Source organism: Aeromonas sp. DSM 116730 (assembly GCF_046581335.1).
Lineage (GTDB): Bacteria > Pseudomonadota > Gammaproteobacteria > Enterobacterales > Aeromonadaceae > Aeromonas > Aeromonas rivipollensis.
This window is the reverse complement of record NZ_CP144265.1, coordinates 41979-67500: the sequence shown is the minus strand read 5'-3', so window position 1 is coordinate 67500 and position 25522 is coordinate 41979. Positions and strand designations below refer to the sequence as shown.

24 protein-coding genes and 1 riboswitch are annotated in these 25522 nt (G+C 62.9%); of the genes, 11 read left to right on the top strand and 13 right to left on the bottom strand.

Features of this window, described 5'->3' with window-relative positions; all coding sequences use genetic code 11:
• Window positions 1-134: 134 nt before the first annotated feature.
• Window positions 135-626, top strand: coding sequence for an RNA recognition motif domain-containing protein (locus tag Aeroheme_RS00310; protein ID WP_025325242.1), 492 nt, complete (start codon window positions 135-137; stop codon window positions 624-626).
• A gap of 4 nt (window positions 627-630) precedes the next feature.
• On the opposite strand, the gene murI is transcribed toward Aeroheme_RS00310, so the two are convergent.
• Both murI and Aeroheme_RS00300 read right to left on the bottom strand, forming a co-directional pair.
• Window positions 631-1419 carry a glutamate racemase gene (gene murI / locus Aeroheme_RS00305; protein ID WP_411166500.1) on the bottom strand — a complete coding sequence of 263 codons (789 nt, stop codon included), beginning with the start codon at window positions 1417-1419 and terminating at the stop codon, window positions 631-633.
• Window positions 1420-1534: 115 nt separating this feature from the next.
• Window positions 1535-3370, bottom strand: a complete 1836-nt coding sequence (locus Aeroheme_RS00300; protein ID WP_163135468.1) for a TonB-dependent receptor domain-containing protein — start codon at window positions 3368-3370, stop codon at window positions 1535-1537.
• A 51-nt stretch (window positions 3371-3421) separates the two neighbouring features.
• Window positions 3422-3600, bottom strand: a riboswitch (cobalamin riboswitch).
• A gap of 210 nt (window positions 3601-3810) precedes the next feature.
• Here Aeroheme_RS00300 and purE point away from each other — a divergent pair.
• Both purE and Aeroheme_RS00290 read left to right on the top strand, forming a co-directional pair.
• Complete coding sequence (purE, locus tag Aeroheme_RS00295; protein ID WP_025325239.1) at window positions 3811-4320, top strand: 5-(carboxyamino)imidazole ribonucleotide mutase; 510 nt, start codon at window positions 3811-3813, stop codon at window positions 4318-4320.
• Window positions 4317-5441, top strand: a complete 1125-nt coding sequence (locus tag Aeroheme_RS00290) for a 5-(carboxyamino)imidazole ribonucleotide synthase (RefSeq protein WP_234570692.1) — start codon at window positions 4317-4319, stop codon at window positions 5439-5441. The genes purE and Aeroheme_RS00290 overlap by 4 nt, the downstream gene beginning before the upstream one ends.
• 71 nt (window positions 5442-5512) lie before the next feature.
• On the opposite strand, the gene Aeroheme_RS00285 is transcribed toward Aeroheme_RS00290, so the two are convergent.
• From Aeroheme_RS00285 to leuE, 4 genes are all read right to left on the bottom strand, one after another.
• Window positions 5513-6709: an MFS transporter gene (locus Aeroheme_RS00285; RefSeq protein ID WP_167402191.1), complete on the bottom strand. Its 1197-nt coding sequence runs from the start codon at window positions 6707-6709 to the stop codon at window positions 5513-5515.
• A gap of 109 nt (window positions 6710-6818) precedes the next feature.
• Window positions 6819-7550, bottom strand: a complete 732-nt coding sequence (locus Aeroheme_RS00280; RefSeq protein ID WP_163135470.1) for a LytR/AlgR family response regulator transcription factor — start codon at window positions 7548-7550, stop codon at window positions 6819-6821.
• 129 nt (window positions 7551-7679) lie between these two features.
• Window positions 7680-9353 (bottom strand): sensor histidine kinase, encoded by a 1674-nt coding sequence (locus Aeroheme_RS00275; RefSeq protein ID WP_234570694.1) that lies wholly within the window; start codon window positions 9351-9353, stop codon window positions 7680-7682.
• A 209-nt stretch (window positions 9354-9562) separates the two neighbouring features.
• On the bottom strand, window positions 9563-10201 hold the full coding sequence (leuE, locus tag Aeroheme_RS00270; RefSeq protein WP_106885341.1) for a leucine efflux protein LeuE: 639 nt from the start codon (window positions 10199-10201) through the stop codon (window positions 9563-9565).
• Window positions 10202-10423: 222 nt separating this feature from the next.
• Here leuE and Aeroheme_RS00265 point away from each other — a divergent pair, with 222 nt between their 5' ends.
• Window positions 10424-11644, top strand: a complete 1221-nt coding sequence (locus tag Aeroheme_RS00265; protein ID WP_411166499.1) for an MFS transporter — start codon at window positions 10424-10426, stop codon at window positions 11642-11644.
• Window positions 11645-11738: 94 nt separating this feature from the next.
• Here Aeroheme_RS00265 and Aeroheme_RS00260 read toward each other — a convergent pair whose 3' ends face one another.
• Both Aeroheme_RS00260 and ftnA read right to left on the bottom strand, forming a co-directional pair.
• Window positions 11739-12923, bottom strand: a complete 1185-nt coding sequence (locus Aeroheme_RS00260; protein WP_411166498.1) for an NAD(P)/FAD-dependent oxidoreductase — start codon at window positions 12921-12923, stop codon at window positions 11739-11741.
• A gap of 151 nt (window positions 12924-13074) precedes the next feature.
• Window positions 13075-13599 (bottom strand): non-heme ferritin, encoded by a 525-nt coding sequence (ftnA, locus tag Aeroheme_RS00255; RefSeq protein ID WP_005326403.1) that lies wholly within the window; start codon window positions 13597-13599, stop codon window positions 13075-13077.
• A 209-nt stretch (window positions 13600-13808) separates the two neighbouring features.
• Here ftnA and Aeroheme_RS00250 point away from each other — a divergent pair, with 209 nt between their 5' ends.
• On the top strand, window positions 13809-15584 hold the full coding sequence (locus Aeroheme_RS00250) for a diguanylate cyclase domain-containing protein (RefSeq protein WP_326490131.1): 1776 nt from the start codon (window positions 13809-13811) through the stop codon (window positions 15582-15584).
• Window positions 15585-15598: 14 nt separating this feature from the next.
• Here Aeroheme_RS00250 and fabV read toward each other — a convergent pair whose 3' ends face one another.
• Complete coding sequence (fabV, locus tag Aeroheme_RS00245; protein WP_106885345.1) at window positions 15599-16786, bottom strand: enoyl-ACP reductase FabV; 1188 nt, start codon at window positions 16784-16786, stop codon at window positions 15599-15601.
• Between the two features lie 378 nt (window positions 16787-17164).
• On the opposite strand from fabV, the gene Aeroheme_RS00240 reads away from it, so the two are divergent.
• Both Aeroheme_RS00240 and trpS read left to right on the top strand, forming a co-directional pair.
• Window positions 17165-17599 (top strand): universal stress protein, encoded by a 435-nt coding sequence (locus Aeroheme_RS00240; RefSeq protein ID WP_025325220.1) that lies wholly within the window; start codon window positions 17165-17167, stop codon window positions 17597-17599.
• Window positions 17600-17791: 192 nt separating this feature from the next.
• A complete protein-coding gene (gene trpS, locus Aeroheme_RS00235; protein WP_303807351.1) occupies window positions 17792-18805 on the top strand; it encodes a tryptophan--tRNA ligase in 1014 nt (337 codons plus the stop codon).
• Here trpS and Aeroheme_RS00230 read toward each other — a convergent pair.
• The gene (locus Aeroheme_RS00230; protein ID WP_163135474.1) at window positions 18784-19743 is read right to left on the bottom strand and encodes a LysR family transcriptional regulator; all 960 of its coding nucleotides are present in this window, start codon (window positions 19741-19743) and stop codon (window positions 18784-18786) included. The two genes, trpS and Aeroheme_RS00230, sit on opposite strands and share 22 nt — an antisense overlap.
• A 91-nt stretch (window positions 19744-19834) precedes the next feature.
• Here Aeroheme_RS00230 and Aeroheme_RS00225 point away from each other — a divergent pair, with 91 nt between their 5' ends.
• Both Aeroheme_RS00225 and Aeroheme_RS00220 read left to right on the top strand, forming a co-directional pair.
• Entirely contained in the window at window positions 19835-20734 is a 900-nt protein-coding gene (locus Aeroheme_RS00225) for a DMT family transporter (protein ID WP_111911414.1), read from the top strand.
• Entirely contained in the window at window positions 20719-20880 is a 162-nt protein-coding gene (locus Aeroheme_RS00220; protein WP_005326376.1) for a hypothetical protein, read from the top strand. The genes Aeroheme_RS00225 and Aeroheme_RS00220 overlap by 16 nt, the downstream gene beginning before the upstream one ends.
• A gap of 114 nt (window positions 20881-20994) precedes the next feature.
• Here the strand turns inward: Aeroheme_RS00220 and Aeroheme_RS00215 are convergent, their stop codons facing one another.
• Window positions 20995-21471 carry a DUF6314 family protein gene (locus Aeroheme_RS00215; RefSeq protein WP_411166497.1) on the bottom strand — a complete coding sequence of 159 codons (477 nt, stop codon included), beginning with the start codon at window positions 21469-21471 and terminating at the stop codon, window positions 20995-20997.
• Window positions 21472-21513: 42 nt separating this feature from the next.
• Between Aeroheme_RS00215 and Aeroheme_RS00210 the strand changes: the two genes are divergently transcribed.
• Window positions 21514-22371, top strand: a complete 858-nt coding sequence (locus Aeroheme_RS00210) for a DMT family transporter (protein WP_404839755.1) — start codon at window positions 21514-21516, stop codon at window positions 22369-22371.
• A gap of 75 nt (window positions 22372-22446) precedes the next feature.
• Here the strand turns inward: Aeroheme_RS00210 and Aeroheme_RS00205 are convergent, their stop codons facing one another.
• Both Aeroheme_RS00205 and Aeroheme_RS00200 read right to left on the bottom strand, forming a co-directional pair.
• A complete protein-coding gene (locus tag Aeroheme_RS00205; protein ID WP_106885350.1) occupies window positions 22447-23310 on the bottom strand; it encodes a GGDEF domain-containing protein in 864 nt (287 codons plus the stop codon).
• A gap of 131 nt (window positions 23311-23441) precedes the next feature.
• A complete protein-coding gene (locus Aeroheme_RS00200) occupies window positions 23442-24146 on the bottom strand; it encodes a 3-deoxy-D-manno-octulosonic acid kinase (RefSeq protein ID WP_411167275.1) in 705 nt (234 codons plus the stop codon).
• 140 nt (window positions 24147-24286) lie between these two features.
• Between Aeroheme_RS00200 and Aeroheme_RS00195 the strand changes: the two genes are divergently transcribed.
• Entirely contained in the window at window positions 24287-25342 is a 1056-nt protein-coding gene (locus tag Aeroheme_RS00195; protein ID WP_411166496.1) for a glycosyltransferase family 9 protein, read from the top strand.
• Window positions 25343-25522 lie beyond the last annotated feature (180 nt).

Sequence of the window (25522 nt, the reverse complement as noted above, 5' to 3'; positions counted from 1 at the left end):
TTAAGGAATGCCATACTGAAGCGGATAATGTGTCCCAAGTGGTCCATGGTAGCGTCCTGTCGTAAAGCTGGTTACCATGGAGGTGAATAGAGTGTTGCACCTTTTTTGCTTTCATTTACAAAAGGTCTTTAAAGATGAATTTATCCAAGTTTCCCGTTTATGTGCAGGCGGCCGTTCTCGCTCTGGTGTTGGCGCTGGTCGGTTATCTGGTTGCCCAGGCCCTGCAGTTTTCCCTGAAAGCCGAAGTCATTTTTGCCGTAGGTCTGGCCATTGGCGGTTTCGTGGTACCGCTGTTCCTTAACCGGGCTCCTGCCGCTGTGGCCGAGCAGAACGCCAGCCAAGAAACATGCACTTTATATGTAGGCAACCTGCCCTACCGTGCCAACGAGATTGCCGTGCGCGAGCTCTTTGCCGAGCAGGGTCTGGTGATTTCCGTCCGTCTGATGAAAGACAAGGCCACTGGCAAGCGCAGGGGCTTCGGATTTGTTGAGATGCCGGTCGCCGATGCGGCCAAGGCCATAGCCGCGCTCAATGACAAGGAGTATCAGCAGCGCACCCTCAAGGTACGTGAAGCCAACGACAAGCGGGACAGGGATGAGAGGGAAGGCGCCGACGTCGACGCCTGAAGACTCAGCACAGCACCTCTTCGAGTGATGACAGCCCCCATGCTTGCAAGGGGGCTGTCAGTTTTTGGGCCCGGGCATCCAGCAGGCTGCAATAGGCGTGGCCCTGCCCTTCACCAGTCAGGGTGGATGGAAGCGCGGCCAGCAGATGGGCCACCCGCCTTGCCACCGCATTGCCCGAGTCCACCAGTTGGCACTCCGGCATCAGTTGCCGGATTTCATCCCCCAGCAGCGGGAAATGGGTGCAGCCCAGCACCAGGGTATCCGGCCTCTCCTCCCCTTCCATCCAGTCAGCCAGCACCTCTCGCAGCAACCCCATGTTGACCGGCTGTCCCGCCAGCTTGCGCTCGGCCTCGATCACCAGCTCGGTCGCTCCCTTGAGCAGCACCCGCTTGCCCGGCGCGAACTGGGCGATGAGCTCATGGGTATATTCGCGGCTGACGGTGCCCGGGGTTGCCAGCAAACCGATGCAACCATTGCGGGTCAGGGCGGCGGCAGGCTTGATGGCGGGTACCACGCCCACCACAGGAATGCTCAGGGTGGCTCGCAGGGATGGCAGGGCTATGGTGCTGGCGGTGTTGCAGGCGATCACCACCAGATCGATGGCGTGTTCGGCCACCATGTGGCTGACCAAACCGGTGCAGGCAGAGATCAGCTCTGGTTCGCTCAGCTCGCCATAGGGGAAGTGGGCGTTGTCGAAGCAGTAGAAATAGTTGTGCGCCGGCAGGGTGCGACGGATCTCCCCATAGACGGTCAAGCCGCCCATACCGGAGTCGAACACGAGAATATTGGCCACCAGAGCTCCCCCTTGGATGCGAGGCGGCGATCATACTCCCGCCAGCGGCCAATAGAAAAGGCCCCGCACATGGCGGGGCCTCGCTTTTTCCTCTCTATATAAGCAGAGCTGCAGATCAGAGACGGTAGTCGGCGGTCAGCTTGAACTCGGTGCCCGGTGAGGCATAGCCATAGGCCGGGACATAGTCACGATCGAACAGATTATCGATGCGACCGCCCAGGGTCAGCGCAGGCGTCACCCCGTAGCTGGCCCCCAGGTTGACCAGGGTGTAAGAGCTAAGCACCACCCGCTCTGCGGGGAAGCTGCTGAAGTTCTTGTCGTCCCGCTTGCCCACGTAGAGCAGTTCGGTCGACAGATCCACCGGGCCCAGCTGTGCCTGGGTCAGCCAGCTCGCCTTCTGCTTGGCGCGGCGCAGCAGCGGCTGATCGCCGTCGTTCTTGTCTTCGGTCTTGGTGTAATCGAAGCTCAGGTCATGATGGAGCGGACCGGTTTCCAGCCCCAGTGCCACTTCCACGCCGCGGATCTCGGCATCCGTGTTGTCCGGTTTACAGCTGGAGAAGGCGCTCTGGCAGGAGATCAGGTTCTGGATCTGGTTGCGATAGAGGTTCACTGACCAATCCCAGGCGGTGTAACGGCCGGAGAAGTCCAGCTCCAGGTTCTTGCTCTCTTCCGGCTTCAGATCCGGGTTCTCATAACCGGGATAGTAGAGATCGAGGAAGGTCGGCGCCTTGAAGCCGGTGCCGTAGCTCAACCGCACATTGTGGTTGTCATCTATGTCCAGCCCGCTGGCGGCGGACCAGGTGTTGTGACGACCATACTGCTCGTTGTCATCGGTGCGGCCGGACAGCTCCCACAGCAGGGCCTGCCAGCGATAACTGCCCACCGCAAACAGACCGGTGTTGTCGCGATCCGGGGCATTGAAGGCCTGACCATAGCTGCGCGAATCAGATTTCATCTGCTCCTGCTGCCAGTCGGCGCCACCGGTCAGGTTGAGCCCCTCGATGCCGCTCCAGCTGTTGATCCAGGAGAAGCGGGTCAAGCCGGTGTGGATCGGCTGGGCGCTGGATTCCCCCTGGCTCTCCAGCCAGCTCTTCAGCTTGTTCTCGCCATAGCTGGCTTCCAGCCGGCTAGTCAGGGTCTCGCTCTGGAACTTGAGGCCACCGTCGTACTGGAAGGCCTTCACCCGGCTCTGGTCGGCCGACTGATAGGCGTCGTCCATCTCGGTCTGGTTGTCATAACCCTGGGCGTTGAAATCGGCACTCCAGGCGTCGTTGAAGGCATGGTTCATCCCGACCTGGCCATTGAGGCTGTCGAAGCCGTCCCGATCCGGCTGCTGGGCACCGGCCACCACGTCGAACCCATCGGTGCGCTCATAGCCCACCAGCAGGTTCATGTCGGTCTGCTGGCCCAGAGCCTGCACGGTGCGCAGTTGACCCTGACCATAACCATGGCTGCCTGCACCGCCCTTCAGGTGGGTCTCGCTGCCACTCTTGGCGGAGGTCTTGGTGATGAGGTTGATGACGCCACCTATGGCATCGGAACCGTAGACGGCGGCCCGCGGCCCGCGGATGTACTCGACGCGCTCTATGTTGCCGAGGGGGATCTGGCTGAGATCGGGCGTGCCAGCCACCATGGCGGCGATGGGGCGGCCATTCATCAACACCAGGGAGTGGTTGGAGTTGGTGCCGCGGATGAAGAGGCTGCTCATATGGCCCCGGCCACCCAGGGTGGTGATCTGTACCCCGGGCAGGGTCTTGAGCAGATCCGTCAGGCTCGATACCTGGCGGGATTCAATCTCGGCGCGATCGATCACCACCACGGGAGCCAGCACAGCACTGACGGGTTGTTCCACCCGGTTGGCGGTGACCACCATGGTGTCATTGGCAGGAAGGGAAGACTGGGCAAAGGCCGCCGTTGGCAACAGGGCAGCCGCCAATAATTTCTTGGACATGAGAGATCCTTAAGTTCGCGTAAGCATCTACTTCGTGGCCGGTTTCTCTCGGCCCGAAATACGAACTTTGGCAGGTCTTCGGGCTTGGGGGCTGATGGCCTACGGCGACGGCTTCCCACCTGACGGCAGTGCCCTGATGTCGCTTCGTTCCCCCTTACCGCTGCGCGCCAGCTCCGGATTCTCACCGGATTCCCTTTTAAGCATGATGCGCCAAAGCGGGGGGATTATAGGCAGAGCCAGATTGGATGTATAGCCATCTGGATTTCTATCATCGTTTTTTCCCACAAGAGGGTGCCGAGTGGCACAGATGCTACCCTGCACCTCTGTCATGGCCGCTGTTGGGCGCAATCCGAAGGGGTCAGACGCAAGAAATGTTGAGCCAGGTCCCACGGCTTTTTGGTAACATGCGGCAAACGTTTGACACCCCCGAGGAAGCCGTAATGACGACCCCCCCAATGATCGGCCTGGTAATGGGCTCTGACTCCGACTGGCCCGTGATGCAAGCGGCCGCCCGCATCCTCAAGGAGCACGGCGTGCCCTATGAAGCGCGCGTCGTCTCCGCCCATCGCACCCCGGATCTGCTGTTCGAATATGCCGCCAGTGCCCGCGAACGCGGCCTGCGCGCCATCATCGCCGGGGCCGGCGGAGCCGCCCACCTGCCGGGCATGCTGGCCGCCAAGACCACAGTGCCTGTGCTGGGTGTGCCCATCCCGACCCGTCAGCTCAAGGGGATGGACTCTCTGCTCTCCATAGTGCAGATGCCCAAGGGGGTGCCGGTCGCCACCTTCGCCATCGGCGAGGCGGGTGCCGCAAACGCCGGTCTGTTTGCCGTCTCCCTGCTGTCGGTTGCCCAGGATGGCGACGCCCCTCGCTATCATCAGCAGCTCGACAGCTTCCGCGCCAACGAGCGCGATCGGGTGCTGGCCCTGCAACTGGAGGACCCGGCATGATACTGCCCCCCGCTACCCTCGGCATGCTAGGTGGCGGCCAGCTCGGCCGCTACTTCGTGATGTCGGCCCACCGCCTCGGTTATCAGGTGATAGTGCTGGATCCGGATCCCGCCAGCATCGCCGGCGCCGCGGCCGACGCCCAGATAGTGGCGGCCTATGACGACGTCGAGGCGCTGCGCGATCTGGCCAGCCGCTGTGATGCCGTCACCTGCGAGTTCGAGAACGTGCCGGCCGCCTCCCTGGCCCTGCTGGAGCAGCACCTGCCGGTACGCCCTGCGGCCAGCGCAGTGCGTGTCTGCCAGGATCGCCGGGAAGAGAAAGCCTTCCTGACCCGTGCCGGCGTGCCGGTCGCCCCGAACCTGACCCTGCTGCCGGGTGAGCCCCTGTCGGCCCTGCCCAACGACCTCTTCCCCGCCATTCTCAAGACGGCCCGCGAAGGCTACGACGGCAAGGGGCAGTGGACTATCCACCAGGCCGACGAGCTGCCAGCGGCCCTGGCTGCCAGCGGCGTGCCCTGCGTGCTGGAGAAGCGCCTGCCGCTGGAGGGGGAGTTTGCCCTCACCCTGGCCCGCAGCCCGAGCGGTGCCATCAGCGCCCTGCCTCTGGTGCAGAACTGGCACAGTGGCGGCATCCTGGATCAGACTCGCTCCCCGGCCAATGTCCCCGCCCTGGAGGCGGAGGCTCAGCGCATCGCCGAGCACATCATCGCCGCCCTCGACTACGTGGGCGTGCTGACGGTAGAGTTCTTCCTGGTCGGCGGCGCGCTGCTGGTCAACGAGATGGCGCCCCGCCCCCACAACTCCGGCCACCCCAGCATCGACAACGCCGGTTGCAGCCAGTTCGAGCTGCAGGTCCGTGCCCTGTGCGATCTGCCGCTGCCGGCAAAAGCCGAGGTGTGCCCCGCCATACTGCTGAACCTGCTCGGGGATCTCTGGCAGGGCGGCACCCCTGACTGGGCCAGCGCCCTGGCCCTGCCCGGCGTGCACCTGCACCTCTACGGCAAGGGCGACGCCCGCCCCGGCCGCAAGATGGGCCATGTGACAGTCACCGGCACCGACTGGTCTGCGGTCGAGGCCACCGCGCACCAGTTGCGCGCCCTGCTGGGCCTGCCGCCGCGCTAAGCGTTGCTGGTACCAACGAAAAGACCCGGGCCAAGGCCCGGGTCTTCTTTTTTACCGCCGTGGAGACCAGGTCAGCCCCGATCCGCCGCCACCGCAACGGGAGCCGGCAGCCGTATGGTGAGGGAGAGCACCAGTGCCACCACCAGCAACACCAGAATGAGGTTGAAAGTCGCCATAAAGCCGCCGAACAGGGACGCGACTATGGAGCCTATGATGCTGCCCAGACCGAAGCCCAGATAGATGACGCCGTAGTTCTTGGTCAGGTTGTTGAGCCCGAAGAAGTCGCTCACCAGGGAGGGGTAGACGGTAATGGTGCCGCCGAAGCTGAAGGCCACGCAGGCCACCGCCACGAAGAAGAGGTTGGCGTTGAGGGGCACGAACAGCAGCAGCACCATACCCGCCAGGGTAATCAGCTGGGCTATGGTGATGACACGGATGCGGGACATCTTGTCGGAGAGAATGCCCAGCACCAGACGGCCACCCAGGTTGGCCATGGCGATGATGGCGACGGCGTTGGCAGCCACCACGGCTGGCAGGCCCACCATCTTCTCGCCGATGTCCTTGGCCACGCCGATGACATAGAGGCCGCTCATGCAGGCGGTGAGGAACATCAGCGCCAGCATCCAGTACTGCGGCTTGCGCATGGCCTCGGCCAGGGTGAAGTCGCGGCTCTCGGTCTGCTGCACGGAAGCGGCCTGCTGAGGCGCATCCTTCATCAGCATGCCGCCCACCAGCACCATGGACATGGCGATCAGCCCCCACAGCTGGAAGGTCGCCTCCAGCCCGTTGTTGGAGAGCAGCAGCAGATTGATGTACTTGAAGCCGAGGCTGCCGAGGCCATAGGCGCCGATGGAGCAGGCGGAGATCAGCCCCTTGCGCTCCGGGAACCACTTCACGCAGTTGGAGAGGGTCATCAGGTAGCCGGTCCCATCGGCGAAGCCCACCAGTATGCCGGCGCAGAGGTAGAGCATGGCCAGGTTGCTGGCGTGGGCGGTGAGGAAGAAGCCGATGCCGAGCAGCACGCCAGCCCCCAGGGTGACGTTGCGCACCCCGAACCGTTCCTGCAGCTTGCCCGCCAGGGAGGAGGCCACCGCCAGGGAGAGGCTGAGCAGGCCGAAGGCGAAGGCCACCTGGCTCACCGGCTCGTCCAGCTTGTCGGAGAGCTGGGCGTTGAACAGGCTCCAGGTGTAAACGGATCCCAGCGCAAACTGGGTGATGATGGTACCGATCAGGGTCAGATACCGGGTGCGATTCATCTCTTTAGTCATGATGCGTCTCGGGGAATGGCCATAAGGAAATTGAGGCCACTATAGGCAAGACGCGGCTCGCGCCGGCAGATTAAGGCATGAAATGCAGATCGGCAGGCATGAATGACAATCAGAGGCGCATCAGCTGACGGAACGCCTTGATGTTGCTGCGGCTGACCGGCACCTCGAACGGCAGATCATGGAGCCGAATGAGATAGGTGCTGTTAAACCAGGGCACTATCTCGCGGATCTTGTTGATGTTGACGCAGTAGGAGCGGTGGCAGCGGAAGAAGCCCTCAGCCGGCAAGCGGCTGACAAACTCGCTGAGGGCCATGGTCATCACGTAACGATCGGTGCGGGTGTAGACATAGGTGAGCTTCTCGTCCGCTTCCGCGTAGTAGATCTGCTCGCAGGGGGTGACTATGATGCGCTCCCCCTTCACCAGGTTGATGGTGCGATTCTGCGGGCTGCTCACCTCCCCTCCCTGCACCGGTTGCGACTTGCCCGCATGTTCGAGCTTTTGCAGCAGATTGATGATGCGCGGCTCGTTGTAGGGCTTGAGGATATAGTCAAACGCCTCCAGCTCGAACGCCTCCACCGCAAACTCCTTGTAGGCGGTAACGAAGACGATGTGAGGCGGATGGCTCGACTTGTGCAGGTTCTTGGCCAGCAGCAGACCGTCGATGGAGGGGATCTGGATATCCAGAAACACCACATCCACCTCGTGATCCTGCAGGTATTTGAACGCCTCCAGCCCATCCTCGAAGCTCGCCACTATCTCTATCTGGCTGTGCTGGTTCACCAGATAGATCAGCTCCTCCCGGGCCAGGTACTCGTCTTCCACTATGATGGCTTTCAACATGGCATCGCCCCCTGAGGGAACGCAGGAGAGGCCAGCGCCTCCCGCGTCAAACATTCATCTTCGACAATAATGGCTTTCAGCATGACAACGCCTCTCCAGTCAGCGACTCGTCTTCAACAGTGATGGCTCTCAACATGGCATCGCCTCCTGATCCGGCAGATAGAAACAGACTTCGGTACCCGGCTCCAGCCGCTTGAGGTGCAGGCCGTCCCCATAGAGCAGCTTGACCCGTTGATGCACGTTCATCAGCCCTATGCTGCGGCTCTCCACCCGGCCGGCGGCCACCCCGTCGATCACCGCCTGGCTGATGCCGTAACCCGTGTCGCGCACCGCCACCCGGATGCCGCCCGCCAGCTGCTTCACCTCTATGGTGACCCGGCCCGGCGCACTGCGGGGCTGAATGCCGTGCAGGATGGCGTTTTCCACCAGGGGCTGCAACAGCAGGCAGGGCACCTGAATGTGGACGTCGTCCACCTCGAACACTACCTCCAGTTTGTCACCGAAGCGGGCCTGCTCGATGGCCACGTAGTCGCGCACCTGCTGCAGCTCCTCCTGAATGTCGATGAGCTCGTCCCCCTTGTTGAGGTTGTAGCGCAGGTAGTCCGCCAGGTTGGCGATGAGCTGGCGCGCCTGCTGGGGGCGGATGCGGATGAGCGACGAGATGGCATTGAGGGCATTGAACAGGAAGTGCGGGTTGATCTTGCTCTGCAGGGCGGTGAACTCCGCCTTGCGGGTCATCTCCTTGAGCTGCTCGATGCGCGACACCTCCATCTGGGTGGAGATGAGCTGGGAGAGGCCCACCGCCATCTCCCGCAACGAGCTGGTGATGCTGTGGGTGCGGCGATAGTAGATCTTGAGGGTGCCGCTGACGGCGCCGTTTTCCCGCAGCGGGATGATGATGACAGAGTGAAAATCTGATAGGTGATACTGGCGCAGATCGTTGTTGATGATGATCTGGTCCAGCAGCACGGCTCTCTGGGTCATGTCGCTGATGGCGTGGTGCTCGTCCAGCTCGTAGTAATCCTTGCCCACCCCCACATAGGCCAGCACGTCCCGGGTGTCTGTGATGGCCACCGCATCGGCGTCGATCTCGCGCCGGATCACGGCGCACACCTGACCGAGGGAGTGGCGATCTATGTTCTGGAAGAAGGGCAGCGTCTGGTTCGCTATGTCCAGCGCCAGCTTGGCCTGCTTGGCGGCAATCAGCTCCTTCTCGTCATCCAGATCCTGCACCAGCTTGATGATGAGGCCGATGCAGAGCGTCCCGGCGATCATCGGATAGGCGATGTGGCTGACGATCTCCACACCCACGGCATGGGGCTCGGTCAGCAGCCAGATCAGCAGCATGGTCAACCCCTCGCAGGCCATGCCCGCCAGTATGCCGTAGAGCCAGAGCCGCGACTTGCGGCATCTCAGGTGAAGCCAGGTCGCCAGCAGACCGGCGATGATGCTGGCGATGAGGCAAGGGATGGAGGTGTGACCATCCATGTCGATGAGATAGCGGTGCAGACCCGAGATGACCCCGGCCGGGATGCCGACCCAGGGGCCGAACAGTATGCCGCCCGAGATGATGGCGATGATCCGCACGTTGATCAGCGCCCCCTCCACCGGAATGCCGGTGTAGGTGCTGAACACCGCGAACAGGCCGAAGATGGCAGCCACCAGCAGCAGCTCGGCCGGGGTGTGATCCCGCTTCTGGAACAGTCGCTGGAAGGGTCTGGTACGGGTCAGGAGGAAGAGCGTCATCAGCATCAGCGCCGCCCGTTCAAACACCGCCAACAACATCATCTGATTTTCGAGCATGGGGCCCTCCGGCCTATGGCCACAAAGGGGCGCACTATAGAAGGAATCTGGCCGTGGACGGCTGTCCCCGATCAAATCAGGGACATGAGACCACGGCGGCAGGATTGAAAAGAGAGAGGCCCTCTCATCGGGCCCTAGTGTACCGCAGGCAGGTGCCGGGGAGGCATAGCGCTGCCATATTCAGCCCGATGGAGCTGGTAAGGGCGGTATCAGGACGACAGGGTCGCCAGCCTGGCCGCGAAGCCCATGAAGAAGAGGCCGATCAGGCCGTTGCCCAGCTTGGCGAGACGCACCTTGCGCGCAAAGAAGCGCGCCATCAGGGTGCCGCCGAAGATCAGCAGGGTGAGATAGACGAAGCTCATGGCCTCCAGCATTCCGGCCAGCACCAGGTAGGAGATCCAGGTGTGGGCATAGCTGAAGTCGATGAACTGCACGAAGAAGGAAACGTAGAAGAGGATCGCCTTGGGGTTGGTGAGGCTTAAGGTGAGGGCCTTGGAAAAATAGCGCTCCCCCAGCTCCACCGCCGATTCCTGCCCTTCGCCCTTGGCAATGAAGTTGGCATGGAGGATCTTCACCCCCAGATAGAGCAGATAGATGGCGCCGAGGTAGCGCACCAGGGTGAACAGCAAGGGGGTGGTGCGAATGAGAGAGGCGATCCCCAGGTAGGCGCAGAAGATGAGAATGGCATCGCCGACGAAGACCCCGAGGGCGGCGCGATAGCCAGGCCCTATGCCCCGCACGGCGGCGGTGCGCAGCACATAAATCGAGTTGGGGCCCGGCGCTATGATGATGAAGAAGAGCCCCACCAGATAGGTCCAGACATTGATGACTCCCAGGCTTTCGAACATGTTCCCTCCATGGCGGGCGATGGGCCGGATAGCGGCGGCAGGCTTTCTATACTAATCCGCCAGGCGCCAAGCACAAGATCTGACCTGCCATCCACACACCTTCAGCATGAACGGCTTGCACGCCGATCGAGAGCAACCCCGGCGTTCGCCCACTTTGGTTATGTCCAGACGCACCGGGATAAGGCATGGTAGAGGGAGTATGAAACCGCAGATACCTCACCCATGGACAAGACCTTGAATACCGACACGCCGATCGCCGCCCTGCCCTCGGCCGACCCCCTGAACACCACCACTTATCCGGTGATTGCCGCGATCAGCTTCTCGCACCTGTTGAACGACATGATGCAGTCGGTGCTGCTGGCCATCTATCCGTTGCTCAAGCTCGGCCTCGACCTGTCGTTCACCCAGATTGGGCTCATCACCCTCACCTATCAGTTCACGGGCTCGCTGTTGCAGCCGCTGATCGGCCTCTACACAGACCGCAGGCCCATGCCGTATTCGCTGCCCCTCGGCATGGGCTTTACCCTGATCGGCTTGCTATCCCTGTCACAGGCGGGCAGCTTTGGCGCCGTGCTGCTGTCGGCCATGCTGATCGGCATGGGCTCGTCCGTCTTCCACCCGGAATCCTCCCGGGTCGCCCGCATGGCGGCCGGCAGCCAGCCAGGCTTGGCCCAGTCCCTGTTCCAGATCGGCGGCAACCTCGGCTCGGCCATAGGTCCGCTGCTAGCCGCGCTCATCATAGTGCCGCAGGGACAGGGCAGCGCGGCCTGGTTCTCGCTGTTTGCGCTGGTCGGCGTCGTGGTGCTCAGCCTGGTCGGGCGCTGGTCGAGCCATCACGGGGCCAACTTCCATAAACGGATGAAGGCCCATGCCGGCAACGGCCTGAGCCGCCGCCAGATCGGCTGGTCGCTGGCCATCCTCGGCCTGCTGATGTTCTCCAAGTTCTTCTACATGACCAGCCTGAGCAGCTATTACACCTTCTACCTGATGGACAAGTTCAGCCTGTCACTGGACAGCGCGCAGCTCTATCTGTTTGCCTTCCTGTTCGCCGTCGCGGCGGGAACAGTGCTCGGCGGGCCGGTCGGTGACCGCATCGGCCGCAAGCGGGTGATCTGGATCTCCATACTGGGCGTTGCCCCCTTCACCCTGCTGCTGCCCCACGTCGACCTGTTCTGGACCTCGGTGCTCTCGGTCATCATCGGCCTCGTCCTGGCGTCGGCCTTCTCCGCCATTCTGGTCTACGCCCAGGAGCTGGTGCCTGGCAAGGTCGGCACCATCTCCGGCCTCTTCTTCGGCTTCGCCTTCGGCATGGGGGGCATAGGCGCAGCCCTGCTGGGTCAGCTGGCCGATGCGACCAGCATAGAAACCGTGTACCAGCTCTGCGCCTACCTGCCGCTGATCGGCCTGCTGACCGCTTTTTTGCCGACCATCAGGAAGGGTTAGCGGCTCAGCGGTAGCCAGCGTCTGGCGAGGCCGCTCACAATAAAAAACGCGGCCTGAATCGGCCGCGTCTGAAGTTGATGAGAACGAAGGCTGGTCAGCAGTACTGGCCAGCCACCCAGCCCGATGACCAGGCCCACTGGAAGTTGTAGCCGCCGAGCCAGCCGGTCACGTCCACCACCTCGCCGACGAAGTAGAGACCGGGCACCTTGCGCGCCTCCATGGTCTTGGAGGAGAGTTCGTTGGTATCCACCCCTCCTAGCGTCACCTCGGCGGTGCGATAGCCTTCAGTGCCGTTCGGCAGTATCTGCCAGTCCCCCAGCAGGGTGGCCACCGCCTCCAGTTCCCGCTCGTTGTACTGACGCATCGGCTTGCTGTTGAGCTGCCCCAGCTCCACCAGCTTGTCGACGAAGCGCTTGGGCAGCTCGCGCCCCAGCACGGTTTTCAGCTCCTGGGCCGGGTGCGCCAGCGCCCAGGCCTTGAGGGCCGCCGGGATATCCAGCTCGGGCAGCAGGTTGATGTGGATCTTCTCTCCCGCCAGCCAGAAGGAGGAGATCTGCAGTATGGCGGGGCCCGAGAGGCCTCGGTGGGTGAACAGCATGGCCTCCTTGAAGCGGGTGCCATCCTCGGCGGTCACCGCCACCGGCAGGCTGACCCCGGCGAGATCGGCGAAGGCCTCTTTCTGTTCCTGATGCAGGGTGAAAGGCACCAGACCGGCGCGGGTGGGCAGCACTGTGAGGCCGAACTGCTCCGCCAGCTTGAAGCCGTAGGGGGTGGCGCCGAGCTTGGGCATGGAGAGGCCGCCGGTGGCCACCACCAAGGAGTGGCAGGCGATCTCGCCCTTGCTGGTGTCGAGCAGGAAGCCGTCATCCGTCTTGCTGACGGAGAGGATCTCGGTCTGGCACTGCAGGGTCACCCCGGCCCAGTCACACTCGGTGAGCAACACCTCGACTATCTCCTTGGCGCTCTCGTCACAGAACAGCTGGCCCAGGGTCTTCTCGTGATAATTCACCCCGTGCCTGTCCACCAGGTCGATAAAGTCCTGCTGGGTGTAGCGCGCCAGCGCCGACTTGCAGAAGTGCGGATTGCCGGAGAGGAAGGCGTGGGGACCGGCCTGATGGTTGGTGAAGTTGCAGCGACCGCCGCCGCTGATGAGGATCTTGCGGCCCGGTTTCTTGGCGTTGTCCAGCAGCAGCACGGTTCGCCCCCGATAACCGGCCTGGGCCGCACACATCAAGCCGGCCGCACCGGCCCCGATCACCACCACATCACACTGCTTCATCATCACGCACCCATCAAAAGAAAAACGGCCCCTGCCAAGGAGCCGTCATCGCATGGCCGAAACCACAGCGGCGGTTTCATGGCTGCATCAATCGAAAACGGCCCACAAGGGGGCCGTATTGTACTGGCGCAGCACTAAGTGTCCACGACTATCAGGCGTTGCCGTCCATGATGCTGGCAGGGGCGCCCTTGGCCAGCTCGGCCAGCTCCTTGTCGATGAAGTAGAGACCCTTGCCATCTTCGCCCACCAGCGACAGACGATCGACGATGCTCTTGAACAGCTTCTCCTCTTCGTGCTGCTCGGCCACGTACCACTGCAGGAAGTTGAAGGTGGAGTAGTCCTGGGTGGTGAATGCCACATGGGCCAGGCCGTTGATGCACTTGGTGATGTGGAACTCGTGCTCCAGGGTGGTGCGGAAGATGTCCCCCAGCGAGTTGAACTCGTGGGGAGGCGCATCTATGGCCCCCAGCAGCGGCATGCCACCGGTCTCGCTCACGTAGGTGAACAGGCGCTCCATGTGCTGGCGCTCCTCGGCGGCGTGCTTGCGCAGGAAGGTGGCAGCCCCTTCGAAGCCCTTGTCCTCGCACCAGGCGCTCATCTGCAGGTAGAGATTGGAGGAATAGAATTCAAGATTAATCTGCTCGTTCAACTTCTCGATCATGGCTTTGGCCAACATGATGATTCTCCACTGTGATTTGGTCACGATTGTCGCCACTGTTGCAGCCTGACGCAACCAGATACGACGGCCAGCGCTCGCAGTTGTGACCCAGCCTCGCCTCATCCTGTCCCCCATACGGTTATAGAGAAGCAAAGAAACATGGTGTAGGTGGCGTCAGCCATTATGATGGCGCCAGTGGTCGGGGAAAGGATTCAATGAGATTCATTATGGCACTGGCGCTGCTCTGGATAACCCAGTTGCAGGCCACTCCCTCCTTGCTGGAAGAGGCTGAATTGCAGGCGGCGCGGGATCCCGTCGGCTATCTGCAGCGCCTCGACGCCAGCCCGCAGCAGGACATGGAGCTGTTCCATGCCAGAGCCCTTGCCCAGGCCGCCCTGGGGCGCTACCAGCAGGCCCTGCTGGACAACGCCCGCGCCCGCGGGCTGGCCAGTGCCCAGCAAGAAAGCCAGCGCCTGCTCGACTTCAGATTGCAACAGATAGCCCTGACCCTGGATACCGAAGCTCCCGAGCAGGCCCTCCAGCTGCTGGCCCAGCTCAGGCCAGCCGTCCTGGGCCATCTCCAGCAAGAGTCCGAGTGGCATGCCCTCAATGGCCTCGCCCTCTACCGTACCCAGCAGATGAAGGAGGCGATCGCCGAGCTCAAGACCGCCTTCCAGCTCAAGCAGAAAGGGCCCAGAAGCACCCTCTCCACCCTGCAGTGTGCCCGCCTGATGATGACTCTTGGCAACCTCTATGCCGATCTCAACCTCCACCGGGAGGCCGAGACCTACTATCAGGATGCCCTCGGACAGATGGTGCGACTGAACGAACCCAACAGTCAGGCCATCATCCGGGCCAACATGGCGCGGCTCTACATCGACATGGCGCGCCCCGATCGGGCGAGCGAGCTGCTCGATGCCCTGCTGGCCACCCCTGGGCTCTCGCCCCACTATCGCGCCATCGTCCTCGGCTACAGGGCCATGGTGTTCAACGCGCAGCGAGACTGGCACTCGGCCTGGCAGAGCCTGGAGGAGGCGCAAGCCATCTATGAGGGGCTGGGTTATCCCCATGCCGCCTCCCGGCTGACCGAGATCCGGGCCAGAACCCTGCAGGGACGGGGGGAGACCCAGCTGGCCTTGCAATTGCTGACGACCCAGCCAGGCCCGGTCAGCATAGAGGGCAAGGCGATGCAGGCCAGACTGCTGGCAGATCTGGGACGCTACCCCGAGGCCTATGGTGTCATGACCCGCTACATGCAGCACTACAGGCAGCACTTCAATCAGACCCTGAGCCAGCATGCCGCCGCCTTCCAGGTCGAGATGGACCTGGCCCGCAGCGAGGCCAGCAACCTGGCGTTGCAGCAGGAGAACGAGAACAAGCGCCAGCAACTGCTGTATCAGCAGAGCGCCCGCTACTACCAGCTGATGCTGGTCGTCCTGCTGATCGGTGCCCTGATCCTGCTCGGGCTCACCACCCACAGGCTGCACCGCAGCTCGCGCCACCTCTACAAGCTCGCCACCTTCGATCAGCTGACCGGGCTGCCGAACCGCCGCGCCCTGCTGGAGCAACTGGAACAGCAGTGGCAGCTGGATGCGCCACTGACCCTGCTCATCATCGACATCGACCACTTCAAGCAGATCAACGACAGGCACGGCCACCAGACAGGTGACCAGGCCATACGGCAGCTGGCCCGGGAACTGAAGAGCTGGGCACCTGACCTGCAACAGGTCGGGCGTTGGGGGGGAGAGGAGTTTCTGGTGGCCATGACGCAGGACGGCGCCACCTGCTGGCGGCTGGCCGAACAGCTGAGAAACCGGATCGCCTACCTGGCCGCCCCCCACATGACCATCAGCATAGGGGTGGCGGAGCGCTCACCGGACGATGACAGCCTCAGCCAGCTGATCCACAGGGCCGACATGGCCATGTACCAGGCCAAGCGTCAGGGGCGCAACCAGACCATACTGGCTCCTGCCCCCAACCAGCCAGCCTGCAACGTCGCCTGAGACAGGCACCTGACTCAGGGCAGCAGTTCGGTCAGGGAGGCGACATCCACCGGCGCCCCATAATCGACGCCGGGTAGCTCGAACCCGTTAAGCTCCATGAAGTCCTGGCGCAGCCCGGCGAAGTCCCCCAGGGCGTGGAAGTTGTCCGGCGTCACCTTGGGCCAGAGCGCCGAGACGGCGGCCTGAATGGCCGGGTCCAGCTCGTGATCATCCATCCGGATCAGGCGGTTGCCGTCGGCCACCACCCCATGGGGCCCGTACATCTTGGCGGCAAACAGCCGCTGCATCTGCTCGATGCAGCCCTCGTGCACGCCCCGCTCCTTCATCACCCCCATCAGCAGGCCCAGATAAACCGGCAGCACAGGAATATAGGCGCTCGCCTTGGTCACCAGCGCCTTGCAGACCGACACCCAGGCATGACCGCCAATCTCGGCCAGCTGCAGATTGATGGTCTCGGCGGTGGCGTGCAGATGCTCCTTGGCGTAACCGATGGTGCCGTCTCTATAGAGGGGATAGGTGGATTCAGGGCCTATGTAGGAGTAGGCGACTGTCTGAACGCCTGGGGCCAGACAATCGGCCTGCTGCAACGCCTGCATCCAGAGCTGCCAATCTTCGCCCCCCATCACTGTGACTGTGTCGCGGATCTCCTCAGGAGTGGCGGGAGACAATGACTGCTGCACCAGGGTGTCCTGCTCCAGATCCAGCCCCCAGCCGCTGAAGGGCTGGCCCGTGGTCTTGAGCACCGAGCGCACCTGAGTGCCATCCGGCAACACCCGGAGGCCGCTCGCCAGGGAGTAGATCACCAGATCCACCTGCCCCAGCTGCTGGCGGATGCAGTCGATGGCCTGCTGTCGCAGGGCGTCGGAAAAGGCATCGCCGATCAGGTTGATGGCGATGCGTCCCTCCTGCTCCGCCGCCTGGCGAAACCAGATATTGTTGTACCAGCCCGCGCTGCCGAGCCCCTTGTCTGAGGGCCCGCGCTCGAACGAGATGCCCAGGGTATCGGCGCCGGCCCCGAAGGTCAGCGCTATGCGCGACGCCAGCCCGAAGCCGGAGGAGGCCCCCAGCACCAGCACTCGCCTGGGCCCGTTGAAGGGACCCGCCGCCTTGACGCTGGCGATCTGCTGCTGCACGGCGGCGCGGCAGCCGATGGGATGGCAGTTGCGGGCCACGCAGCCCTGGATCTGGGGATGAATAATCATGAGAGACCTCCGCTTGAATTGGCTACAGCATAGCCATGACGGAGCAGATTACCTTGATATAAAGGGGGTCGGAGCAGAGAAAGGAAGGTAGAAAAACAAGAGGGAGCACAAGGCTCCCCAAAGCGTTATTCAGATGCTTTTTGTTGTGTTGTGTTCATTGCGAAGCACGGGCACATCCTATTCCCCTCCCTGGGTCGGGGCAATAGAGCGGCTGTGATCGGCTTCAAACTCCTGTTCAAAATATGTGCGATTCTTTATCCGCAATGGCAACCAGGGAGTACGGGCTTGCCATGGAAATCCTGAAACTGTGGTGACATCGCCGTTTTAGTTTCAGCGGACATTGGTATAGTGAACCCAGGATCAGTGAGGAGAATTCCCATGAGTGGAACCTATTACAAGCACATACTGGCGGCGATCGACCTGTCGGAAGACAACCGCAAGGTGATCGACAAGGCGGTCGACCGGGCCCGTTCCAATGGCGCCAAGCTGTCGGTGATCCATGTGGACGTGGACCTCAAGGATCTCTACACCGAGATGATCGATATCGACATCGACAACGTGCAGGATCAGGTGATCGCCGAAGCGAAAGAGAAGCTGGAGGCCTTCCTCGCCTCGGTGGACTACCCCATAGAGAAGAAGCTGGTGATCTGCGGCGATCTGAGCGAGCGGGTCAATCAGGCGGTCAAGGATTACCAGATAGACCTGCTGGTGTGCGGCCATCGCCAGAGCTTCTGGAGCCTGCTCACCTCCAGCGCCCGCCAGCTGATGAACACTGTGCCCTGCGATCTGCTGGTCGTACCCTTGCAGAAGTGATCAAACAGGCGTAGCTTGATTTGCCATGAACATGACCATCGTCAATCACAACTACTGGTGGTGCTGCTTATAAACAGGCGGCACTGCTTTTCTATGTAATTTTTCCCAAAGAAAACACCGTGACCGCCGAGAGGCGGTCATTGTTTTCATCCCTTTGTCGCCTCCCGGCCCACCCCAACTGGAGAGAGTGACATGCACAACCCCGTTATCCTGACCGGCGATCGCCCCACCGGCAAACTGCACATAGGCCACTACGTCGGCTCCCTGCGCCAGCGCGTCGAGGCCCAGCACCATTACCGTCAATTCGTGATGATCGCCGATCTGCAGGCGCTGACCGACAACGGCCACAACCCGGCCAAGGTGACAGATCACGTGCTGGAGGTGATGGCCGACTATCTGGCAGTCGGCCTGGATCCTGCCAAGACCACCTTCTGCCTGCAGAGCGCCCTGCCCGCCCTTGCCGAGCTCACCACCTATTACCTCAATCTGGTCAGCGTCGCCCGGCTGGAGCGCAACCCCACCGTCAAGGCGGAGATCCAGCAAAAAGGGTTCGAACGCAGCCTTCCAGCCGGTTTTCTGGTCTATCCCGTCAGCCAGGCCGCCGACATCACCGCCTTTCGCGCCACCCATGTGCCGGTGGGCGAGGATCAGCTGCCCATGCTGGAGCAGACCAACGAGATAGTGCGCCGCTTCAATTCCCTGGTGGGCAAGGAGGTGTTGACCGAGTGCCAGCCGATCCTGAGCGACACCGGCCGCCTGCCCGGTATAGACGGCAAGGCCAAGATGTCCAAATCCCTCGGCAACACCATAGAGCTCGGCATGTCGGCGGACGAGATCAAGCAAGCGGTGTTCGCCATGTATACCGACCCCAATCACCTCAAGGTGAGCGATCCGGGTCAGGTGGAGGGCAATACGGTGTTCGCCTATCTGGATGCCTTCCACCCGGACAAGGCGCTGGTGGCCGAGATGAAGGCCCACTACCAGCGCGGCGGCCTCGGCGACATGCGCTGCAAGCAGGTGCTGAACGACTGCCTGCAAACCCTGCTCGCCCCGATGCGGGAGCGCCGTCAGGCGGCCATCGCCGACAAGGAGAAGCTGCTGGCTCTGCTCTATCAGGGCACCTTGCAGGCCCGCACCCTCACCGACGAGGTGCTGGCCCAGGTAAAAAGCGCCATGGGGCTGGACTACTTCGCAGGGTTGCGCTGAGTCGGCGCACCCAGCGCGTCTGCACCGTAGCGCTCGAAGGCGAGCCGGTGCAGCAGCCCCTTGAACCAGCCGATCGCCTCGTCGTGGGCGGTGAGCGGGTGGCCCGCCATCAGGTAGACGATGGGAATGGCGGGCTCCAGCTGATGCAGCCGAAGCGGGTAGTAGCGGCAGAAGTGGCGCCCTATCATCTCGGGCACCACCACCAGATAGCGGCCGGTCGCCATCAGCTGCGGCACCGCCATGAAGCTCGGCAACCTGACCCCCAGCTCCCGCGCCACCCCGAAGCGGGCCAGCCAGAGATCCACCATGGCCTGGCTGTGCCCCCAGCTAGAGGTGTGGATGTGGGGGCGGCTCACCAGCTCGTCCGGCCCCAGCTCATCGGGCAGCTCGCTGCCGAGCGGCGACAGGCAGACCAGGGGATTGCTGAACCACTCCTCGCGCCACAAGCGAGGGGAGAGATGGTTGGCGCCGGCAAAACCGATCACCAGATCCAGCTCCCCCTTCTCCAGCTCCCGCTCATAGTCGCTGTCCGCCAGCTCGCACACCTCCAGCCGGCAATGGGGCGCCTGCTGGACCATGCGCTCTACCAGGGTCGGCACCAGGCCGTGCTCCACAGAGCCCGGGGTGGCGATGCGAAACACCCGCTGGGCGCTGGCGGGATCGAAACCCTTGGCCTGGCGCAAGCCCTGCTCCAGCATGGCCAGCGCCTGGCGCACAGGGCCGGCCAGGGCCTTGGCCCGCTCGGTCGGCATCATCTCCCGCCGGCTCATGACGAACAGGGGATCATCCAGCGCCTGGCGCAATCGCCCCAGGGCGTGGCTGACGGTGGACTGGGAGAGGTGGAGCCGCTCCGCTGCACGGGTGACGTTTCGCTCCTGCATCAGCATGTCGAACACGGTGAGCAGGTTGAGGTCGAGGCGGGAAAGGGGGAGTTCCATCGATATTGGCCATAGTTGAATGACGACAATTCATTTTTGGCATAGTAGCAGATTGCATAGAATGCGCGGGCGAATTACATCGGAGATTAACATGCGTAGCTATCTGTTATTGCTGGCGATAGGCCTGTTGTGGGGCTCCCAGTTCATTTTCATGCATCAGGCCGTTACCGAACTGCCCCCCATCATGGTGGCAGCCGGTCGAGCCCTGTGCGGCAGCCTGACCCTGGGTCTGCTCTGCCTGTTCATGCGCCTCAAGAGCGAGCACACCCCCTGGCGTACCTATATGCTGATCGCCCTGCTCGATGCCACCATCCCCTTCATCATGGTGGCCTGGGGTCAGCAGTATGTGGACAGCGCCATCGCCGCCGTGGTCATGGGTTGTATCCCCTTTGTGACCATTCTGGCTGCGCCCCTGTTTATTTCTGGTGAAAGAATCACCAAGGGTGGTCTGCTCTCCGTGGCCATCGGCTTCGTCGGCGTGCTGGTGCTGTTCTGGCCCAAGCTGGCCAACGGCATGAACGCCGGTCTGCTCGGCGCCATGGCCATACTGTTCGGCGCCAGCTGCTTCGCCATCGGCCTGCTGATGATCAAGCGCTTCGCCAAGGACCACCCCGTGGTAGTGGCCCGCAACATACTGATCTCGTCAGCCATCCAGCTGCTGCTGGCCGCGCCCTTCGTCACCGATCTGAGCGCCCTCACCCTGCCGAGCCAGCAGGCCATAGGCGCAGTGACAGTGCTGGGGGTCTTCTGTACCGGTCTGGTCTACTTCCTCTACATGGCGCTGATCCAGAAGGCGGGCCCGACCTTCGCCTCCTTCAGCAACTACCTGGTGCCGCTGTTCGGCGTCATGCTGGGTGCCCTCTTCCTCGGCGAGCAGGTGCACTCCACCACGGCCGTGGCATTGGCGTTGATCCTGGGTTCGGTCGCCCTGAACCAGTGGGCACAGCAGCGTCGCGCCCGTCGGGAGGCCAGCCTATGTCAGGCATCCTGACCACATTGTGCGGCGGTCTGGTGCTGATAGCCGGTTGGCAGTATCGCCACCGGCTGGCCGGACTGCTCGGCCTGCTGATGCTGACCCTGCCCTGGTTCTTCGACAGCAAGCTGCAGGCCATGCTGAGCTATGCCCTGAATGCCTGAATGCCTGAATGCCATCTCTGAATGTGTGACGAGAGTGTATCTCTCCTGTTTTTGGGACCGTTTTAAAAAAAACCTCCGATTTGTCCCCGCTACCGGCGCTCTGCGCCGGTTTTTTTATGCCGGTTTCCCGCCCTCCGACCAGTAGCGGTAGCTGAGCCGCTCGTTCTTCCGTGGCCCCCTGATCTCCCAGCCCAGCAGAAAACCGCCATCGGTCTGCGTCAGCTCGGCGCTGTAGTGATCTTGACCGCACAGGTGCACCTCGGCGGTGAGCCAGCGCCCGTCCCCCTGGGGCAGCAGCTCGAACAGCAGCACCGGCGCCTGGTGGCGCAGGTGGGAGAGGCTGATCCCCCGCTCGCCGCGCTGCCACCAGAAGCTGTTGTGCATGGTGAGTACCCGGCCATGGGGCGTGGTATAGCGCCCCTGCTCCGTAAAGAGCCAGCCACCCTGATGATCGGTCACCCGCACCTCTCCCTCGCCACGGCCGTTCCAGTCGGTGGCGGAACCCGCCCCGTTGCTCGCCTCGAAGGCAAAAGCGCCGATCTGTGGCAACTGCTCCCATAAACGCTGGATCGCGCTTTCCAACTCGGCCATCATAGCGCCCTCCAAATTGACAACTGACGACAATTCAATCACATGAACTACTTGATAGGGGTTACCCTGCTCTGGTCCTTCTCCTTCAGCCTGATCGGGGTCTACCTCGCCGGCCAGGTGGACGCCTACTTCTCGGTGCTGACCCGCATCGCCCTCGCCAGCCTGGTGTTCCTGCCCTTCCTGCGCCGCCGCTGGCTGCGCCCCGATCTGGTCATCAAGCTGATGGCACTCGGCGCCATCCAGCTCGGCATCATGTATCTGTTCTATTACCACTCCTTCCTGCTGCTGACGGTGCCGGAAGTGCTGGTGTTCACCATCTTCACCCCCATCTACGTCACCCTGATCCACGACATGCTGGAGGGGCGCTTCAAGCCGACCTACCTGTGGGGGGCACTGCTGGCGGTGCTGGGGGCGGCCGTCATCCGCTTCGACGGCCTGACCGAGAGCTATGTGATGGGGTTCCTGGTGGTGCAGGGAGCCAACCTCTGCTTCGCCCTGGGCCAGGTCGGTTACAAGGTGCTGCTGGCCCGAGAAGCGCAGCAACCGCCCCAGCTGGCGGTGTTCGGCTGCTTCTATCTGGGGGCTCTGGTGGTCGCCCTGCCCGCCTGGTGGCTGCTGGGCCAACCGCAATACCCGACGAGCGGATTGCAGTGGGGCATACTGCTCTGGCTGGGGGTGGGGGCATCCGGGCTCGGCTACTTCCTGTGGAACAAGGGGGCCACCCTGGTGAGCAGCGGCGTGCTGGCCATCATGAACAACGCCCTGATCCCGGCCGGTCTGCTGGTCAACCTGGTGCTTTGGGGCAAGGATACGGATCTGTTCAGGCTCAGCCTCGGCGCCCTGCTGATGCTGGCCTCCCTCTGGGTCTGCCAGCGCCAGCCGGCGCGTAGCACGGAGTGACGAACCACCAGGCCTGCCGATACAAGCCTCCTTTGACCCACAGGCGTCAGCAGGTGAGTGAGCGCTGACTAAAAATCAGCCAACTACAGTATTGCGTTCCCGCCTGGCCTGGCCGTGGCAGGAGGCAAGCCGGGCCAGCAGGTGATCGAGCTGCTCGGCGTTCTGGCTCTGCACCAGGCCTATGCTGACGGTCACCGGCCGCTCGGGCAGCAGGCTGGCATCGGCGATCTCGAGACGCAGCCGTTCGGCAATCTCGAGGCCGCTCAGCCGATCTGTCTGGGACAGCATCAGGATGAAACCGTCCTCGTCCCAGCGGGCGAAGGGATCTTCCCGCCGCAATTCGCGGCGCACTATGCGGGCCAGCTTGGCCAGCATGGCGTCGCAGGCGGCCTCGCCAAACAGCTGCAATATCTTGCTGCGGTGATCCACGGTGAACTGCAGCAGGCAGAAGCTGCCGCTCTCGCTGGCCAGCCGCTCGTCCAGCAGCGACTCGAAGTGACTGCGGCTCTCGAGCCCGGTGAGGGGATCGGTGTCGTGACGATCGTCCAGCTGGGGCATGGCCGCATCCAGATGGCGCACCACCCCCAGCAGTTGGCCCCCTTCGTCACGGCGCACCCGCTCCTCCAGCCGGATGTAGTGACCCTGATGGTGCAGGATACGGTACTCGAGCCGCAACCCGCTGCTGCGCCCCTCCCGACAGGCGTCGATGGCCTCCCCCAGGCGGGGTCCGTCATCCGGGTGCACCCGGGCCAGCCAGCCGAGATCATCCAGCTCGTTCCCTGCCAGCCCCAGCAGTTGCAGGCAGGAAGGATCGCGCCTCAGGCCCTGTTCCGCCGACCAGGTCCAGATCCCGGCCTCCAGCATCGCCATGGCTTCTGCCTTCAGCGTCACCTCAAGCGGGGTAATGACCTCAACCCCGGGAGTCTCATACCTTTCCATCACGCGCCTCGACACCGGATCTGACTGTCTGCCCAGACAGCAACACTCAATAAGTAACATTGGCGATTGCGCCGAGCAACAGCGTCAACTCGCTTTTCCCTGGTGCCCTCTCATCCGCCCCAGCCACTCCCTCAGCCCTGATAGCCCGCCATCAAGGCCTGCCAGTTCTCCGGTACGAAATGGAAGCTGGTGTGCAGCTGGGACTCTTTGCTGAAGGAGCGCTGCAGCCGCTCCAGATTGGCCTGCTGCCAGCTGCCGGGGGAGCGGATAGCCCCCTTGTCAAAATCGATCACCCACACCTTGCCCTCCTTGTCGAGCAGCAGGTTGTGGCTGTTGAGATCGGCGTGATAGACCCCGGCCTCGTGCAGCCGGCGCACCGTCTGACCCACCTTGTGCCACACCTCGTCGGCGAGGGGCCCCTGCTTGAGCAGGGCCACCAGATCCTTGGCGCCACGGATGCGCTCGATCAGGATGTCGGCGCGATAGAAGGGCCCCTGCTTGACCATGCGGGCCGCGAACGGCCGTGGCACCGGCAGCCCCTGCTCGCTCAGCTGGGCCAGCAGACGGTATTCGGCCATGGCGCGGCTCGATTCGACCCCTTCGAACCAGAAGCGATCCCGTACCAGCTTGCCCACCATGCCGCCGCGATAATAGTGGCGCAGCACCAGGTGGCGCGACTCATCCTTCACGAACCAGGTCACCCCGCGACCTATGGCGGAGCCCACCACCTGCCGATGGGTCTGCCACCAGGCCGGATCGAACAACGCGGGGGAAGGGTCGCGGAAGGCGCCTTCGGCATACCAGCAGATCTGGTTGTGGGCGGTCTGTGTCAGCATCATGAGTATTCCGGTCGATAGTGGGGCGCAATGCATTCCGTCATGGGGACTGTGCCGGTCGGGCAGCTGGCGCAATTTTACAATCCACAAGGGAGTTTGCATAATGCCATCCATCCATTTTGCCACCATTGCGCCACATCATGCCGCTGTTCCAAACGCCGCCCTCCTCTATCTGCATCCTGCGGCTCTCCGCCATCGGGGATTGCTGCCATGCGCTGGCGCTGGTACGCGTCATCCAGCGGGCCTGGCCAGAGACTCGCATCACCTGGGTTACCGGCAAGATAGAGGCGACCCTGTTTGCCGATCTGCCCGGGGTCGAGGTGATCCCCTTCGACAAGAGCAAGGGCTGGCGTGGCTACCGCGATCTCTGGCGCACCCTCAAGGGGCGCAAATTCGATGCCCTGCTCCACCTGCAGGCGGCCCTGCGGGCCAGCATCGCCACCCTCGGCATCAGGGCCAAGCTCAAACTCGGGTTCGATAAAGAGCGGGCCAACGACGGCCAGTGGCTGTTCACCAACCATCAAGTGCCGTCCCCCACCTCCCCCCATGTGCTGGATGGCTTTCTCGCCTTCGCCAAAGAGCTTGGCATCCAGGATCTGACCCCGGACTGGCAACTGCCCATCAGCGCCGAGCATCAGGCCTGGGCACGGGAGAAGATAGACGGCAAACCGACCCTGCTCATCTGCGCAGCCGCCAGCAAGGCGTTCAAGAACTGGACCGCCGAAGGCTATGCCGCCCTGGCGGATCACGCCGCCAGCAAGGGGTTTCAGGTCTACCTCTGCGGCGGGCCGGCCAAGCTGGAGCGGGATCTGGCCGCCGACATCCAGCGCCTGAGCCTGAGCAAGCCGGTGGCTCTGGTGGGGCAGACCAACCTCAAGCAACTGCTGGCGCTCATCAAGGAAGCCAGCCTGGTGCTGGCCCCCGATACCGGCCCCACCCACATGGCGACCCTGGTGGGCACGCCGGTGATCGGCCTCTACGCCCATCACAACCCGGATCGCACCGGCCCCTATCTGTGCCGCGAGCACGCGGTCAGCGTCTATCAAGAATTGATCGAGCAGGAGACCGGCAAGCCGCTGGCGGCGCTCGACTGGCGCACCCGCCTCAAGGATCCGGACGCCATGCGCAAGATAACCAGCGAACGTGTCATCGCCGCCTTCGAGCGGCTCTGTACCGAGCGCCAGCTGCCGGGCTGAGGAGCAACTCGGAAATTCCGAGCCCTGAGGCAGGGATAATCTGATGGCCCAAGCCGAGTGCCGGGGGCAGAATAGCGGCCGATGTGGGTAACGCTCCCGCAGCAAGCAACGAATACTTTGATCGGCTGGAATATGATTCCGGCCGTTTTTTTATCCGCCCCCATCTGCTAACATTCGCCG